Source organism: Xanthomonas sp. LF02-5, from assembly GCF_034105325.1.
Taxonomy (GTDB): domain Bacteria; phylum Pseudomonadota; class Gammaproteobacteria; order Xanthomonadales; family Xanthomonadaceae; genus Xanthomonas_A; species Xanthomonas_A sontii.
In genome coordinates, this window is sequence record NZ_JAXGGF010000004.1 from 517,919 (window position 1) to 535,263 (window position 17,345).

3 protein-coding genes are annotated in these 17,345 nt (G+C 66.7%); all 3 read left to right on the top strand.

The window, feature by feature from the left end; genetic code table 11:
- The first annotated feature begins 892 nt into the window (after positions 1 to 892).
- Positions 893 to 10,504, top strand: coding sequence for a non-ribosomal peptide synthetase (locus SLW52_RS13830; RefSeq protein WP_320740301.1), 9,612 nt, complete (start codon positions 893 to 895; stop codon positions 10,502 to 10,504).
- Positions 10,504 to 17,106 (top strand): non-ribosomal peptide synthetase, encoded by a 6,603-nt coding sequence (locus SLW52_RS13835; protein WP_320740300.1) that lies wholly within the window; start codon positions 10,504 to 10,506, stop codon positions 17,104 to 17,106. Before SLW52_RS13830 ends, SLW52_RS13835 begins: the two co-directional genes overlap by 1 nt.
- On the top strand, positions 17,106 to 17,345 hold a 240-nt coding region (locus SLW52_RS13840), incomplete at its 3' end, for a hypothetical protein (protein ID WP_320740299.1). The genes SLW52_RS13835 and SLW52_RS13840, both read left to right, overlap by 1 nt.

A 17,345-nucleotide genomic window follows, 5' to 3' on the forward strand; every position in this document is an offset into this window, starting at 1 on the left:
TTTTCCTGCTCTCTTACTGGATGGAGGTGGAGCAGCCGGACAGGATGGATGGTACGACGTGTCCCGCCACACGTCACGCGCTGCGGTTACGAACGGCTGCACGACTTGTGCATGTCGGAAAGTAGAGTGGAATTTCTGCGAACCGATTAAGCATCTAGCGTGTTGCCAACGCGAGCGCTTTGCGGTGCCCGCTAATTCGTGCTAGGCGTCTTAATCCGAATTGCCTGCCCGAGGTGGACAGTATGCGCACGTTTGCGTTTCTACTATGGCGCACATTCTTACGTCTACAGCGTCTCAAATGACTATGTGTTCATCGTGACAATTGCGTCAGCCCTTGAGCGCAAGAGATCTTAGGCCTTAAAAGCTACCTGCGCTCTGACGAAAAATCATTTGAAATTAAGTGGAAAATCGGCGCATCCATCCATCAGGCTGCGATGTGGTAGTGCGTCCAATACTGACGCTTCCATGTATCGCCGTTCATTCAAAAAAGCGCAATCTCGGCTAATGAAAGCTTGGCGCCGACGAGATGCTAATACTGAAGCTCGGCAACTTCTAGCGGGCGAATATCATACAGGTCAATGCATTGGTTTTTGGTCGTTTTTGTAGACAAAATTACTTAATCCAAGATGGGATGGAGAGCTCGAGCACTGTCGGCCATCGCTGGGCTCTATTCATAAACAACGTGAGTGAAAATTGTAAAGAAAATTCACTTGCGCCTGTCATTGCGGTGTGTTTTATTTCCCGGCGCCGAGTGATCACTCACTTCTTTTTGACGTTGTATCGCATGGCCTCGCTGCTCAGCCCCATGCGGGCGCACATCTGTCGTATGAAAGTCTGAATGTACCGTTGGCGCTGCAGGATTGGCGTCCTCTTGCTGAGCAGGGAGCTTTCAGTGCACACGTGGTTTCCGCTGTCATCCGCGCAATCCGGAATCTACCTTCACCAGTGCAAGGAACAGGAAAATCCGCTATACAACGTCGGTGGCTACATCCGGCTCGACCGCCCTGACGTGCCGCGCCTGCAACGGGCGCATGCCAGGCTTGTACGGACCCACGAAGCGTTCCGGATCAGGATCCATGTGGCCGACACGCAAGATGGTGCGCGGCAGTCGCTGATTGATGGCAGTGCGGTCGGCTGTGATTTATGTCTGATCGATCTCTCCGCGCGGAAGGATCCGAACGCAGCGGCGGAGGCCTGGATCGACGCGCTCTTCGCGCAGTGCATTCCTCTCGAGGACGCCGAGCTGCATCGAGCCGCGCTGCTGAAGTTGTCCGACAGCGTCTACTGGTATGTCGGCATGGCGCACCACATTGCGGTGGATGGCATGGGGTTCGTGAACTGGGCCCACACGCTCGCCCGCTACTACGATGAAGATGGCGCGGATGCATCCGCGACCATGGACGAACCGAGCTACGCCGACCTCGCCGCGCGGGATGCCGACTACCTTGGAAGCGCGCAATACGAGCGGGATCGGCGCTATTGGTCGGGCCAGGTTGCACGCTTTCCCGACGGCCTGTTTGCCAACGACATGACCGCCGTTGCCGACAATGCGAAGCGCAGCGTGCGACAACGGATGCCGTTGACGCCTCAGCTGTATCGAAAGCTGGGAGAGTTGGCGACTCGGCTGGGCGTCGAATCGCACGCCGTCCTGCTCGGCGTGTTGTCGGTCTATTTTAGCCAGTGTTACAGCGCGGACGCACTGGTAATCGGCATTCCGCAACACGGGCGGCAGGGCGCGCGCGAGCGCGCAAAGATCGGCCTATTCACCCAGATGTTGCCCCTTGTGGTGGAGCCGGACGTACATGCCGGCATGGCCTCGCTGCTAGATTGCATCGGGCGTGGTCAGCGGGAGCTGCTCCGCCATCGCCGCTATCCTTTGACCGGCATCCTCCATCCGTCCGGCAATCGGCGCCCGCACGGCCAGCCGTTCGACTTCGCTTACAGCTATGTACCTGCCGGCGCGGCCCTGGCGTTCGATACCGTTCCGGCGCAACTCGTTTACTGTTCTCACGACCATGAGCCGAATCCGTTGCTGGCCACGTTCTGGGATGGCGGATCGGCGGACAGTAGCATTCTGCTCGACTTCAATCTCGGATGCTTCTCCGTCTCGCATATCGCGGCGTTCCAGGCGCGCATGACGCACCTGATCGACCAATTGCATGAGGCGCCGGATCGGCGCCTGCTCGATCTGGACTGTGTCACCGGGCAGGAGCGCGCGTCGCTTGTCCGCGAAGCGCAGCACTGCGCGGTGGAGGCGACGGAGGCATTCGCCCTGGATGGGCGGATCTCCGAAGTTGCGCACCGCGATCCAGGACGCATCGCGCTGGAATGCGGGTCCCAGCTGGTCACCTACGCCGAGTTGGCCAGTCGGATCGACGCCGTCGCTGCCGCACTGTGGCAAGACAATGGCGTCCGCCCCGGCGACCGCGTTGCAGTGTTGCTGGAGCACTCGGCGGAACTGGTGATCGTGCTGATGGCCCTAGTCCGTCTTGGCGCCGTGTATGTGCCCATCGACGCACAGAGTCCTGCGGCGCGAACGCGCCACATTCTGGAGGACTGCGGTGCGACGCTGCTGGTTGGCGACATGGCGCTCCAGCCCGAACCCACGGGCCTGCGAAGGGTCACGCTGCTCGAATTGTGCAACCGCGGCGGGCATGCGGTGCGCCCCGCCAGCGAACCCGCCGACGCGGACGGCGCGCTTTATGTTCTTTACACGTCCGGCTCCACCGGCCTGCCGAAGGGGGTGCTCATCCATCGGCGGTCGGCGCGAAATCTGCTGGGGAGCCTCCTGGCCAGGCTCGGCACGGTCGAGGGAGGGCGCTGGCTGTTCATGTCCAGCGTCGGCTTCGATATCTCGATCGTCGAGTGGCTCGGCTGTCTGGGTTCGGCCGGGACCTGCGTGATTCCGTCGGCGGCACAACTGGCCGATCCGTTCGCGCTCGCCGACTTGGCCAACAAGGCGAAGTTGTCGTTGTTGCAAAGCACGCCCTCGCGCCTGAAGCAACTGCGTAGCGCTGGCTGGCGTCCTTGCTCCGGACAGCTCGTCATCAGTGCGGGCGAGCCGCTTCCGCAGGAACTCGCGCAGGATCTGCTGGCTTGTGGCGTCGTCCTGTGGAACGGCTACGGCCCGACCGAGGCGACGGTGTATTCGCTGGTCAAGCGCGTGCATGACGCCGAGCCGGCGGAACTTCGCGTCGCTATCGGCGACCAGTTGCCAGGCTATCGGCACTATGTGCTCAATCGTTGGCAACGGCTGATTCCGGCCGGATTGACCGGGGAGCTGGTGATTGCAGGCGCCGGGCTCGCAGCCGGCTACCTCAATCGCGAGGAGCTCACCGCACGCCAGTTCGTGGTACCGCAAGGCCTGCCCGAGACGCGCCTGTACCGCACCGGCGATATGGTGAGGCAGCTTGGGGGCGCATGCTTCCGTTACCTGGGGCGCAACGACGACCAGATCAAGTTGCGCGGCTACCGCATCGAACTGGGCGAGATCCGCTCGGTCCTGCTTGCCACCCCCGGGGTGCGCGATGCCGCCGTGGTGCACCGAGCGGCTGTAGCGGACCGCCCGGCGCACTTGTCGGCGTATCTCTGTGCGAAGGCGGGCGAGGATTCCTTGACCATGCTCGAGGCGGCGCGCGCCCATGCCAAGCAGCATCTGCCGGCCTATATGGTGCCAGCGACCTTTACGGCCCTGCCAGCACTGCCAATCAATACCAACGGTAAACTGGACAGCGCACGACTGCCGGCAGCCGAACCGCAGAACGCGGAGCAACCACACAGCCTGGAGAGCGCTACCGAATGCCTCATCGCAGCGCATTGGTCCGAACTTCTCGGTCTGCGACTCGACTCCCTGGGCGGACAAAGCGACTTTTTCGCACTCGGCGGCGATTCGGTCCTCGCGGTGCGGATGGTCGCTCGCCTTCGCGCGGCGACCGGCAACCACGTCGAAACGGCGGATCTTTTCAAGTACCCGCGGTTGTCCGATCTGGCCGCGCGCGTGGACACGCTGGGGCCATGGCAGGCCAGGCTGCCTCCGGCAGCCGCCGCGGATCATGCACAAGTCCCCGCGAGCATGGTGCAGCGACAGCTGTGGCTGCTCAGCCAGCAGGATCCGCGGAGCACCCGCTACAACATGACCGCCGGCTACCGACTCGAAGGCGCGTTGCATGTCGACGTCCTGCAGACAGCATTGGAGCGCCTTGTTGAGCGGCATCATGCGTTGCGGACCGTCTTTCGTGACGGCGACCAAGGCCTGGTGCAGTTTCTCCTCCCCGTACGGGGCTGGAGCTTGGAGCAGGTGGATGCAAGCGCGGAAGAAGAGACACTACGCGTACAGGCCGCGAAGGCCGAGCACGAGGCGTTCGCACGGAGGCCGTTCGATCTGGGGCACGATTATCCGTTCCGTGCCCGATTGATCGCCCTTAGCCGTCGAGAGTCCGTGCTCCTGCTCAGCGTTCATCACATTGCTGCCGATGGCGCATCGGTGGAGATCGCGCTACGGGAGTTTCTGGCGGACCATGCCGCCGCGACGCGCGGTCGCGACTCATGGATGCCGGCGCCGGTGCGCCAGTTCACCGACTTCGCGGCGTGGCAGGACGCGATGTTGTCCGGCAATGCCTGGGCGGAGCAACTGGAATACTGGAAAGACCGGCTCGCCGGGCTGCCGCCGACCCACGCGTTGCCGCCGCCGCGTTCCCACAAGGCTAGTGGTTCGGCCCCCGATGCGGTCGACAGCGTGCTGGCGCGTCCGTTGGTGGATCGCCTGCGCGCGTACGCCAAGCGTGCGGCGGCTACGGAATTCAGCGTCCTGCAGAGTGCGCTCGCGTTGACCCTATGCAAATGGAGCTACAGCGACACGATCGTGATCGGGAGCCCGGTGCGCGGCCGCACGGCCGCGGAGTTCGAGGGCAGTGTGGGCATGTTCGTCAACATGCTGGCGTATCCCCATCGCTTCACGCACGGCGAGCGCTTCGCCGACTACCTGGCGCGGTTCCAGCGCGACGCTGCGCGCGCGCTCGACCATCAGGACCTTCCGTTCGAGGCCATCGTGGAGGCGCTGCAGCCTCCGCGCGAAGCAGGCCGGCATCCGCTGTTCCAGGTCGTGTTCGCCTTCCAGGACGAGCTGCCCGATGTGATCGATGCGGGCGGGCTGCGGCTGCAGCGGCTGCCAGATCCGGCGCCCGTCTCGAAATACGAGTTGGAATGCCTGGTGGCCCGCGCCTCAGACGGGTGGTCGTGCCGCTGGCTTGCAGCGCCCGGGGTGATGGAAACGGACGTCCTGCGTTCACTCGCCGACGCGTTCGCCTCTGCGCTCGAACAACTGGTCTGCATGCCAGACCGCGCGATGGCGCAGATCTGCCTCGCGAGTACGCCATCGGCAATGGGGGAGCCGGCGCGACCGGCCACGGTCGCTGGCGTGCATGAACTGATTTCGGCGCAGGCGCGATCGTGCCCTGCCGCCGTAGCGTTGCGCTGGGGCGAGCAGGCCGTCTCCTATCTTGAGCTGGAACAGCGCAGCAACCGCCTAGCGCGGCTGCTGCTGCAACGCGGCGTGCGGCCCGGCGAGCGGGTGGCGCTGTGCCTGCCGCGCGGCCCGCTGCAGATAATCAGCACGCTGGCGGTCCTCAAGGCAGGCGCGGCATATGTGCCAGTGGATCCGGGCTATCCGCCGGCGCGTATTGCCTACTTGCTGGACGATGCCGCTCCGGCCTGCGTCCTTGCGACGTCCACCCTGGCCGAGGAGGTGGCGGCGCTGGTGCAGTCGCGCGGGGCGCTCATGCTGGATGATGGAACGATGGATGCCACGCTGACCGTGCTGCCGGCTACCGCGATCGCGGCGGCCGAGGTAGGGTTGTCGCCAGACAGTGACGCCTACGTGATCCATACCTCCGGCTCGACCGGACAGCCCAAGGGTGTGCTCATCGGCCATCGCGGTCTCATCAACTTGGCCCTGGCCCAGGCAGATGCCTTCGGCATCGATGCGCACGCGCGTGTCCTGCAGTTCGCCTCGCCGAGCTTCGATGCGGCGGTGTCGGAGTGGAGTACCACGCTGTCCGCGGGAGCGGAATTGGTGCTCGTGCCCGAGGACGTGTTGCCGGACGCGCAAGCGCTCACCGCCTGGGCGCTGCGGTACCGGGTCACCCATGCCACCCTGCCGCCCACGGTGCTGCGTCGCCTGTCGCCGCAGGCATGGCCGACCCTGACTCATGTCATCTCCGCGGGCGAAGCGGTCACGCTGGACGAGGCGCGCCGCTGGGCCGCCCACTGCCGATTCATCAATGCCTACGGCCCCAGCGAAGCCACGGTCTGTGCCACGGTCGGCGGCATCAGCGACAGCTCCGGGGACGTCACCATCGGGCGCGCGATGGGAGGATTGACGTTGTACGTCGTCGATCGCGATCTGCGGCCGCTGCCGGAAGGCGCGGTCGGCGAACTGTGCATCGCCGGTGTCGCGCTGGCCAAGGGCTACCTGAACAAGCCCGAGCAGACCCGCTTGGCCTTCGTGGAGCTGGAGTGCGAGGACGGGCAGCGCCGTCGGGTGTACAGGACCGGCGACCGCGTACGCCGCCTTGCCGACGGCGAACTGGCATTCGAGGGCCGCCTCGATGAGCAAGTGAAGATCCGTGGCCACCGGGTCGAATGTGGAGAGGTCGAGGCGCGCCTTGCCGCGTTCCCCGGCATTCGCGAGGCCGCGGTGGGCACGCGCGACGTCCCGGGCGGTGACCGCGTGCTGGTCGCCTATCTGGCGGTCGACGGCGAGTTCGCTGGCGATGCGCGTATCGAGGCGCTGCGTCAGCATCTGCTCGGCGCCCTGCCTGGCTTCATGGTGCCGTCCAGCTTCGTATTGCTCGATGCGTTGCCGCTGAACCAGAGCGGCAAGGTGGATCGCAAGGCACTGGCCGCGCGCGACGACGTGGTGGCCGCCACCACACCGCGGCGGTCGTTAACCGCCACCGAGTCCATCGTCCGCGATCTGTGGGTGGAGTTGCTCGGGCCACAGGCCAACGATCCTGACCGCGGCTTCTTCGAACTCGGCGGCTATTCGCTGCTGGTGTCCGATGCGCTGGCCGCACTGCGCAACCGCTTCGGCATCGCCGTGGGCTACCGCCAGTTCTTCGACCATCCGACGATCGCCGCGCTCGCGGCGTTCATTGACCGCCAGCCGCGCGCATTGCAACAGGAAGCAGATGACACGGTGGCGCCGTCAACTGCGGGCGGGCAGGGCGGCAGCTACCCGCTGTCGTTCGAACAGCAGCGCCTGTGGTTCATCGATCAGTTGGAGCAGGGCAGCCAGCACTACAACATGCCGGTCGCCCTGCAACTGCGGGGGCGGGTCGAGGCGGCGCTGATCGAAGCGGCGCTGCAGCGCATCGTGGCGCGTCACGAAAGTCTGCGCACGACCTTCAGCACTGGCGCGGACGGCGCGCCGGTGCAGTCGGTCCGCCATGATCTGGGCCTGCGCCTGGAACATCGCCAGGTGCCGCGCGAAGCCGGCGCCGAATGGACGCAGCGCTTGCGCCAGCAAGAGCAGGAGATGCCTTTCGACCTTGCCGATGCGCTCATGCTGAGGGCGCGCCTGCTGAGCGTCGCCGACGACGAGGCCGTGCTGTTCCTGACCTTGCACCACATCGCCGCCGATGGCTGGTCGGTCGATCGCCTGATCGCCGAATTCGGCGCGCTTTACGGCGCGATGCTCGAGGGGCGCCCGGATCCGCTGCCGGCGCTGCCCCTGCAGTACGGCCAGCATGCGGCGATGCAGCGGGCCCAGGCGCTGGGCGGAGGTCTGGAGGCGGGGCTGCAATTCTGGCGCACGCGCCTGCAGGGGGTGCCCGCCTGCCACAGCCTGCCGCTGGACGCGCCGCGTGGCGCCACGGCGTCGCTGCGCGGCCGCGCGTGGACGAGCCGGATCCCGGCCGCGCTGGCGGCACGGCTCGCCGGGCTGGGCAGGGCACACGACACCACGCTGTTCGTGGTGCTGCAGTCCGCGTTCGCGGTGCTGGTGTCGCGCTGGAGCGAGCACCGCGACATCGTGATCGGCACCCCGATCGCCAACCGCCACCGCGCCGAACTCGGGCAGTTGATCGGTTTCTTCGCCAACACGCTGGTAGTGCGAACCGACTGTAACCGCAATGTCCCATTCGCGACCCTGCTGCTGGAAAGCCGGGCCGCCTTCCTCGATGGCTTCGCGCACCAGCACGTGCCCTTCGAGATGGTGGTGGAGGCGACCGGAACCGTGCGCACCGCCGCGCACTCGCCCCTCGTGCAGTTGCTGTTCTCCTACGGCGAGAACCCGCAGGCCAAGCTGGCCTCGCTGCGCATTCCGGGTCTGGCAGTGAAGGTGCTCGACGAGGACGGACCGCGTCCGGTCAAGTTCGACCTGGAACTGGCCATCAGCGGTGGCGAGGACGGGCTGGCCTGCCAGTGGCTGTTCGATACCAGCCTGTTCCAGCCGCAGACCATCGAGCGGTTCGCGGACAGCTTCACTTGCCTGCTCGAATCGTTGCTCGCCCATCCCGCGCTGGGTATCCACGAACACGCCATCGTCCGCGACGCCGAGCGCAAGGCTCTGCTGGCGCCGGCGCGGACGCTGCCGGCCGCGCTGATCCCCGGAGGATCGATCTGCGCACGGTTCGAGCGCATGGCGCAGCAGCAGCCCGATGCGGTGGCGGTGATCCACGGCGAGCGCCAGGTGACCTACGCCGAACTCGACGCGCGCGCGCGCAGCCTAGCGTCGTGGCTGGTCCGCAACGGCCACGCCACTGCCGGGCCGGTGGCGATCTACATGGCCCGCGGCGTGGAGCTGGTGGTCGCGCTGCTGGCGGTCATGAAGTCCGGCGCCGCCTATCTGCCGATCGACCTCGGCTACCCCGCGCCGCGCGTGGGCTTCATCCTGGAGGACGCCCGCGTTGCATTGGTCCTGTGCGACCAAGCGACCGCATCGCGCCTGTCCCGTGTCGCCGGCGCGGCGCGCGTGTGCAGGATCGACGATGCGCTGGAAGCGGCTTGCGCCGAGCAGGCCGCGGCTGACGCAGCATTGCGGTCGATGCCGCCTCTGGACGCGGGGCGGCACGCCTATGTGGTCTATACCTCTGGCTCGACCGGTCAACCCAAGGGAGTGCGGGTCCGTCAGGACAGCTTTCTCAACCTCGTGCTGTGGTATCTCTCCGACTACGCGTTCACCGCGGCGGACCGTTGCTTGCTGATCGGGTCGATCGGGTTCGACATGACCCAGAAGAACGTGTTCACGCCGTTGCTGGCGGGCGCGACGCTGGTCGTGCCCGACGACGTGTTCGATCCCGCCGCGATCGCCGCGCTGATCGACGCGACGGGCGTGAGCGTCATCAACTGCGCACCGAGCGCGGCGGCGCAGCTGCTGGAATCGCCGGCGCACTGGCAGCGCCTCGCCTCTGTGCGCCTGCTCGCGCTGGGAGGCGAGGCGATCCGGCTGAGCGATCTGCGTCCGTGGTTGCGCAGCCCCTCGTGCCGCGCGCAGTTGCTGAACATGTACGGCCCCAGCGAATGCACGGATATCGCCATTGCCGGCCTCTATGGCCGCGACGCGGCGGCGGCGCACGCGGTCACCGTTCCGATCGGGCGCCCGATCCCGAACTGCTTCGCGTTCGTGCTCAATGACCAGCGGCAGTTGCAGCCGCGCGGCGTCGTGGGCGAACTGTACATCGGCGGCGTCGGCGTCAGCGATGGCTACATTGATCGCGATGACCTCAACCGCAGGTGCTTCGCCGACGAGGTCCTGCCGGGCGCGGGCCGCACCTATCGCACCGGCGATCTCGTCCGCATCGACGCGCTGGGCGTGTTCCATTACATCGGCCGCGCCGACCAGCAAGTCAAGATTCGCGGCTATCGCGTGGAGACGGCCGAAATCGATGCCCTGGTCTCGCGCCATCCGCGGGTGCGGCATGCGTTCACCCTGGTGCACGAGGATGCGGCCGGGGAGACGTCGCTGGCGACCTGCATCGCGTTCGCGGCGCCGGCGCCGGACGCCGAGGCGGCCGACACGCTGTTCCGGCAGATCCGCGCCAGCCTGGTCGAGCAACTGCCGGCTTTCATCTTACCTGGGAGGATGATCCGCGTGGAGGCGATGCCGCTGACGCCGAACGGCAAGATCGACCGGGCGGCGCTGCTGACGCAGACCCGATCGGATCCAGGATGGCGGTTCGCGCGCCACACGCGTGTGCCGGAGACCGAGACGGAGGCGGCGCTGCTGGCGATATGGAAGGAACTGCTGGCCACCGAGGCGATCGGCGTGGACGACGACTTCTTCGAACTGGGAGGCCATTCGCTGCTGGTGACGCGCCTGGCCAGCCGGGTCGCGCGCGATTTCGATCTCGAGGACGCATCGATGAGCGTGAAGGAATTCTTCCAGAACCCGACCATCGCGGCCGCGGCGCGGGTCATCGATGCCCGGCGCAGCTACGGCAGGCTCTTGGCCAAGGAACGATCAATGCTCGCAATGAGCGCCGACTTGGAAGAGGGAACGTTCTGATGTCACCCAACGCGATCATCGAAAGGGCGCTGGAACTGGATGTCGTGCTGTTCCTGAAGGAAGGCGGCCTGGCGTACAGGACGACTGCGGGCAAGGGTGTGCCCGCGGCGCTGCGCGAGGACATCGTGGCCAACAAGGATGCGATCATCGCCTATCTCGCAGCGCTGCAGCCCGCCGCCGCTACGCTGCCGCCGATCGCGCCACGCGCGGCCGCGGACGATGCGCCGCTGTCGTATGCGCAACAGCAGTTGCTGCTGACCGACCGCCTCGGCGAAGGCAGCCAGCAGTACAACATCCAGGGGGTGTTTCGCGCCGAGGGCGCGCTGGACGTGCGCGCCTTGCAGAAGGCAGTTAGCCGGATCGTCGAGCGCCACCAGATTCTGCGCACTAACATCGTGGAGCTAGACGGCATCTTCTTCCAGTTCGTCCAAGCTACGTTCGACGTGCCGTTCCGTAGCGTTGACCTGTCGATGCTAGACGCACAGGCGCGCGAGGACGCGCTGGCCGACTTGGTCCGCGAGGATGCGCTTGCGCCATTCGATCTCGAGCGCGATCCGATGCTGCGCATGCAGGTGGTGCGTATTGCGGAACGGACGCATGTCTTGATCTTCTGCTTCCACCATATTGCCTCCGACGGATGGTCACTGGGCGTGTTCATCGAGGAGCTCAAGCGCTTCCTCGCGCAGCAGGCCGCGGAGGGCGCGGGCGCGTCGCCGCCGTTGCAGTACGTGGACTACGCCGCCTGGCAACGGGCGCTGCTGGAGGGGCCGGCGCGGGCACGGGCGGTCGAGTACTGGACGGCGGCGCTGGCTGGGATCCCGGACGTCCACACGCTACCGATGGACCGGGCGCGCCCGGCCACTCAGGACGTCGCCGCCGTGCGCGTGGAGCAGCGCATCGACATGCGCACCCTCGCCAGCATGCAGGCGTTCTGCAAGGCGCGTGGAATCACGCTGTTCATGTTCCTGCAGAGCGTGTTCGCGCTGCTGCTGCACCGTGCAAGTGGCCATTCGGACATCGTCATGGGCACACCGATGTCCGGGCGCACCGACGTGGCGCTGGAGCCGCTGATCGGGCTGTTCATCAATACCGTCGTGCTGCGCAATCGATTCGCGTCGGGCGAGTCCTTCGACGAGCACCTGCAGCGCATGCGCGAGCGCATCCTGTCCGCGCATGAGTTCCAGTACCTGCCGTTCGAGCTGGTGGTGGAGGAACTCAATCCGCTGCGCAGCAATGCACATCACCCCATCTTCCAGGTGTGGTTCGTGCTTCAGAACAATGCCAAGGTCGCCACCGAATTGCCCGGCTGCATCATTCATGCGGACCAGACGGGGCAGGTCGACTCGGCCAAGCACGAACTGAATCTGTACGTCACCGAGGACGCGGCGGGATTGGCTGTGGCGTGGGTGGCGCGCGCGGCGCTGTTCGATCCATTGACCATCTCCAGCTTCGCCGACGCTTTCGCAAGCCTGGTCCAGGACGTGATCGCCGATCCGACGCTAGCGACCGATGCCTACGCGCCGTTCGCCCACGTCCCGGCGGCGACGGCGCTGGACCGCCGCGGCGAGACCGTGGACACCACGCCACTGCTGCAGCGGCTGCTGCGCCAGGTGGCGGCACGTCCCGACGCCGCTGCCGTCGTGACGGACGACCTGAGCCTGACCTACGCGGAGCTGGATCGTCGCAGCGACGCACTGGCAGGCGTGCTCGCGGCCGCGCCGCAGGGACGCATCGGGCTGTGCCTGGGGCACAGCGCCGAGATGGTCGTCGCGATCTGGGGCTGCATCAAGGCCGGAAGACCCTATGTCCCGTTGGATGCTGTCTATCCGACGGCGCGTCTGTCGTACATCCTTGCCGACGCGTGCATCGGCTGTGTGCTGCACAATCCGCATACCGCCGCGGTCGCGGCGGGGCTCGCGCCTGCGGCGCTCATCGATATCGCATCGATCCCGCAAGAGCCCGGCGTCGCGCACGCGACCGGCGCGGAAGAGGCGTACGTGCTGTATACCTCGGGCTCCACCGGCACCCCCAAGGGTGTGGTGCAGTCCCACGCGCACGTCGCGCTGTACGTCTCCTGCTATGTTCAGCGGCTGCGGATCGACGCGTCCGACCGGATCCTGCAACTGGCCTCGTTCGGCCACGATGCCGCCGTGCTGGACATGTTCGCCGCGCTCAGTCAGGGCGCTTGCCTGCATCTCGTGGACCTGAAGCGGCACGGCCCCGAGGCGGTGACCGCCGCCGTCGAGCAGGGAGCGACGATCTATCACTCCACGCCGAGCGTCTTCAAGTTCCTGTTCGCGGCGCGAGGCGAACGGCTCCCGGACCGGCTACGCGCCGTGGTGTTCGGCGGCGAAGCCGCAGATGCCGCCGCGCTGCACCTCGCGCAGCGCCTGCTGCCGGCCCACTGCACCGTGACGAACCTGTACGGAAGCAGCGAGGCGACCCTGGTGTCGATGCGGGAGGCGCCGGCGTCGCGCGCCGTTGCTGACTGCCGGGACATCGGCGGCGTCATGCCGGGAATGCGCCTGTATCCGCTCCGCGAGGATGGACGTCCGGCGGGCCTGTTCGAGCCTGCCGAACTGGTCGTGGAGAGCGATGCGCTGGCGCTCGCCTACCTCAATCTGTCAGAGCTGACGGCACGCTGTTTCACCACCGCCGAGGACGGAGGGCGCGCCTATCGCACCGGGGACCTGGCATTCCTGCGCCCCGATGGAACGCTGCGCTACCTGGGGCGGCGCGACAACCAGTTCAAGCTGCATGGGCAACGCATCGCTCCGGAGGAAATCGAGGCCGCCATCGGCGGCGTTGTGGGGGTGCGTGCCGCCGCCGCGGTGCTGGCGCAGGACGGGCAAGGGCACGACGTGATCGCCGCATGCGTGGTGCGCGCCAGCGATGCGCCCGCCTGGGAGACACTGCAGCAGGCAATCGGCCGGCAGGTGGCGGACGCACTGCCCACCTACATGGTGCCGACGGTCCTGCTGGAACTGCCCGACCTGCCGCGCACCGCCAGCGGCAAGATCGATCGCCGCGGCCTTGCAGGCATGACGGTCGCCGCCGCCACGACGGACGAAGACATCGCGCCACGCACGCAACTGGAGCGGGAGTTGGCCGCGATATGGAGCGACGTCCTCGGCGTCGCCGAGATCGGGGTGGAGGCCAACTTCTTCGCGCTGGGCGGGAACTCGTTCAAGTCGCTGCAGATCATCTCGGCGGTGGCGCGGCGCCTTTCTGTCCAGCTGAGCTTGCGCGACTTCTTCGATGCGCCGACCATCGCGGGCTGTGCGCGCTGCATCGACGCCAGACGCGCGGCGTCCAGGCCGACCGTCGCGGCCGCGCCGCTCGTGGCCGACCACGGCGGCCGCCACGATCCGTTTCCTCTCACGCCCATCCAGCAGGCGTATTGGCTCGGACGCAGTGGCGCGTTCGCGCTCGGCAATGTCGCCACCCAGGGCTATGTGGAACACGACGTTCCGGCCTACGATCATGCAAGGATGGTCGCCGCCTTGCAGGCGGTCATCGACCGTCACGACATGTTGCGCGCGGTGATCACCGAGTCGGGCGAGCAGCGCGTGCTGCCTTCCGTGCCCGCCTACACGATCCCGGTCCGCGACTACAACGCCCGGCCGCGCAGCGAACTCGATCTGCACCTGAAGCGGCTGCGCGCGGACATGAGCAGCCAAGTGCGCTCAGTGCACGTCTGGCCGATCTTCGATTTTCGGGTGACGCTGCTGCCCGGCGGCGTGGGCCGGCTGCATGTGTGCACCGATGCGATCATCCTCGATGCGCGCAGCCGCGCGATTCTCGTCGACGAGCTCATGCGCCTGTATGCCGATCCGGCGCTGGCGTTGCCGCCGTTGGCCATCACCTTCCGCGACTATGTCCTCGCCGAGGCGCAGCACCGCAAGGGCGAGGTGTTCGCGCGCGCGCAGCAGTATTGGCGGGACCGGTTGGAGACATTGCCGCCAGCTCCAGAACTGCCGCTGGCACTAGACCCGTCCCGGCTCGAGACACCAGTGTTCGTGCGCCGCAACCAGCGCTTCGATCGTCGGGTGTGGGATCAGCTGCGGGCCTGCGCTACCGGACTGCAGGTCACCCCGTTGTGTCTGCTGATGACGGCATTCGCCGACATCCTGGCGTACTGGGGCAGCCGAAGCGACTTCACGGTCAACGTCACGCTGTTCAATCGAATGCCTCTGCACGAGGACGTCAACCGGCTGATCGGCGACTTCACCTCCTCGAATCTGTTGCAGATGCAGGTGGCGCCAGGATCGACCTTTGCCGACCGGGCGCGGGCGGTGCAGACCCGGCTGCTGGACGATATCGATCATCGCGCCTACAGCGGGGTGGACGTATTGCGGCAGCTCGTCACGCGCAATGGCACCGCCGGCGCGGCGTTGATGCCGGTCGTGTTCACCGGCCTGGTCGGGTCGCACGGCGAGATCGAGCGCCAGACCCGCGCCTACGAACTGGTCGACAGCGAATCCTCCACGATCGGCGCCACCCAGACCTCCCAGGTCTATCTCGACTGCCAGGTCTACGATGCCGACGACAGCATCGCGGTGACCTGGAATACGGTGGACGCGCTGTTCTTCCCGGGGGTGGTCGATGCCATGTTCACCGCCTACGTCGAATGGGTCTCCTCCATCGCGCTGGACGAGCAAGCGCGCACCACGCCAGTGCTCGCGCTGCTGCCGGCGGGCCAGCAGGCCGTGATCGATGCGAGCAACGCGACCGAGGTGCCCAGGCCATCGCGCCTGTTGCATGACCTGTTTCTCGACCAGGTGCAGGCTTGCGCCGACGCCCCGGCCGTCATCGCCGAGGAGGTCGTACTCAGTTACGACCGCCTCGACCGCGAAAGCAGCCTGCTGGCCTACACGCTGTCCGCACATGGCGTCGGCGTGGGTGATCATGTCGCCGTGCTGATGCGCAAGGGCTGGGAGCAGGTGGTCGCGGTCATCGCGATCCTCAAGGCCGGCGCGGCCTATCTGCCGATCGATGCGGATCTGCCGGCCGATCGCGTCGCCCATCTCGTCGCGCAGACGCAGGCGCGGGTGGTACTCGTGCAGCGCGACCATATCGTGGCGCTGCACCCGGCGCTGCATGTGGAAGCGGTCCTGCTGCATCCGCCGGCGGTGCTCGCGGCATGCGAAAGATGGTCGCGTCCGACCCTGCAAACGCCGGCCGACCTGGCGTACACGATCTTCACTTCCGGCTCGACCGGCGTGCCGAAGGGCGTGATGATCGATCATGCCGGCGCGGTCAATACGATCCTGGACATCAACGCGCGCTTCGACGTGGGCCCGCACGACAGGGTTTTCGGCATTTCCGAACTCAACTTCGACCTGTCGGTGTACGACATCTTCGGAACCCTGGCCGCGGGCGCCGCGCTGGTGATCCCGGCGGCACGCCACACCCGCGATCCGCAGGCGTGGACCGCGCTGCTGGCGCGGCATTCGGTCACCATCTGGAACAGCGTGCCGGCGCTGGCGAAGTTGCTCTTCGACGAGGTCGAGCGCGCAGCCGCCGAGCTGTCCTTGCGCGTCGTGATGATGAGTGGCGACTGGATCCCGCTGGATCTGCCGCCGCAGATTCGCGCGGCGTTGCCCGACGCCGTCATCCAGAGCCTGGGCGGCGCCACCGAAGCGTCGATCTGGTCGGTCGGCTACCGCATCGATGCCGTCGATCCCGACTGGCGCAGCGTGCCGTACGGGACCGCGCTGGAAAATCAGAGCATGCACGTGCTCAACCCAGCGGGGCAGCCATGTCCGGCCTGGGTACGCGGGGACCTGTACATTGGCGGCATCGGCCTGGCGATGGGCTACCACGGCGATCCGGAGCTCACCGCTGCCAGCTTCATCACCGATGCCGCGGGACGCCGGCTGTACCGCACCGGGGATCTGGCGCGCTGGATGGGCGACGGCAACCTGGAGTTTCTGGGACGCCTGGACAGCCAGGTCAAGATCAATGGCTACCGGATCGAACTGGGCGAGATCGAGAGCCACCTGATCGGGCTCGATGGCATCGCTGAAGCGGTGGCCGTCGCCACCGGCGATCGCGACGCGCGGCGCCTGGTCGCCTACGTTGTGCCGGCCGCGAAGGACGCGCTTGCCACACCGCAGTGGCAGCCCGACGTGCTGGCCGAGCGGCTCGACTCCGCGTTGCGCCGGGTCCTGCCGGGCTACATGGTGCCCGAGGCCTTTGTCGCATTGCCGGCTATCCCGTTGACCGGCAACGGCAAGGTCGATCGGCGCAGCCTGCCGGACCCGGACATCGCCACCACGCGGCACGAACCGGTCGCGCCCGCGACACGCCTGGAAACCGAAATCGCCGCAGTGTGGAGCGGCCTGCTCGGCAAGGACGGCTTCGGGGTCACCGACAACTTCTTCGCGCTCGGAGGCAATTCGATCGTGGCGGTCCGCGCCATCACCGCCATCCGCGAGAAGTACCGTTTGTCCGGCGATGCATTCCAGTTCAACGACTTCTTCGCCGCGGCAACCGTGCGCTCGGTCGCGGCGATCGTCGAGCGCCTGCTGCAGCGGGCCGACGAGGACGACACGGCCGTGTTGGGCGACGCCGATGCCGTCGAATCAGGGCTGATCTGATGCGGCCGGAACAGATCGTCAGGGCCGCGCGCGACGCCGGCGTCATCCTGTATCTGGATGGCGGGAATCTTGCGTTCAAGGCGCGGGCAGGGCAGTTCACCGAGCCGCTGCGCGAACTGGTGCGCACGCATCGGGAGGCGTTGGTCGTCTGGTTGTCCGCGGCGCACGGGCAGGCCGCGCCGATCGCGGCGCTGCACCAGACGCAGTATCCGTTGTCGCACATGCAGCGCCGCCTGCAC

Bases quoted from the DNA above. Each gene is read 5' to 3' on its own strand.
- SLW52_RS13835 (WP_320740300.1), top strand. From the start codon at position 10,504: ATGTCACCCAACGCGATCATCGAAAGGGCGCTGGAACTGGATGTCGTG.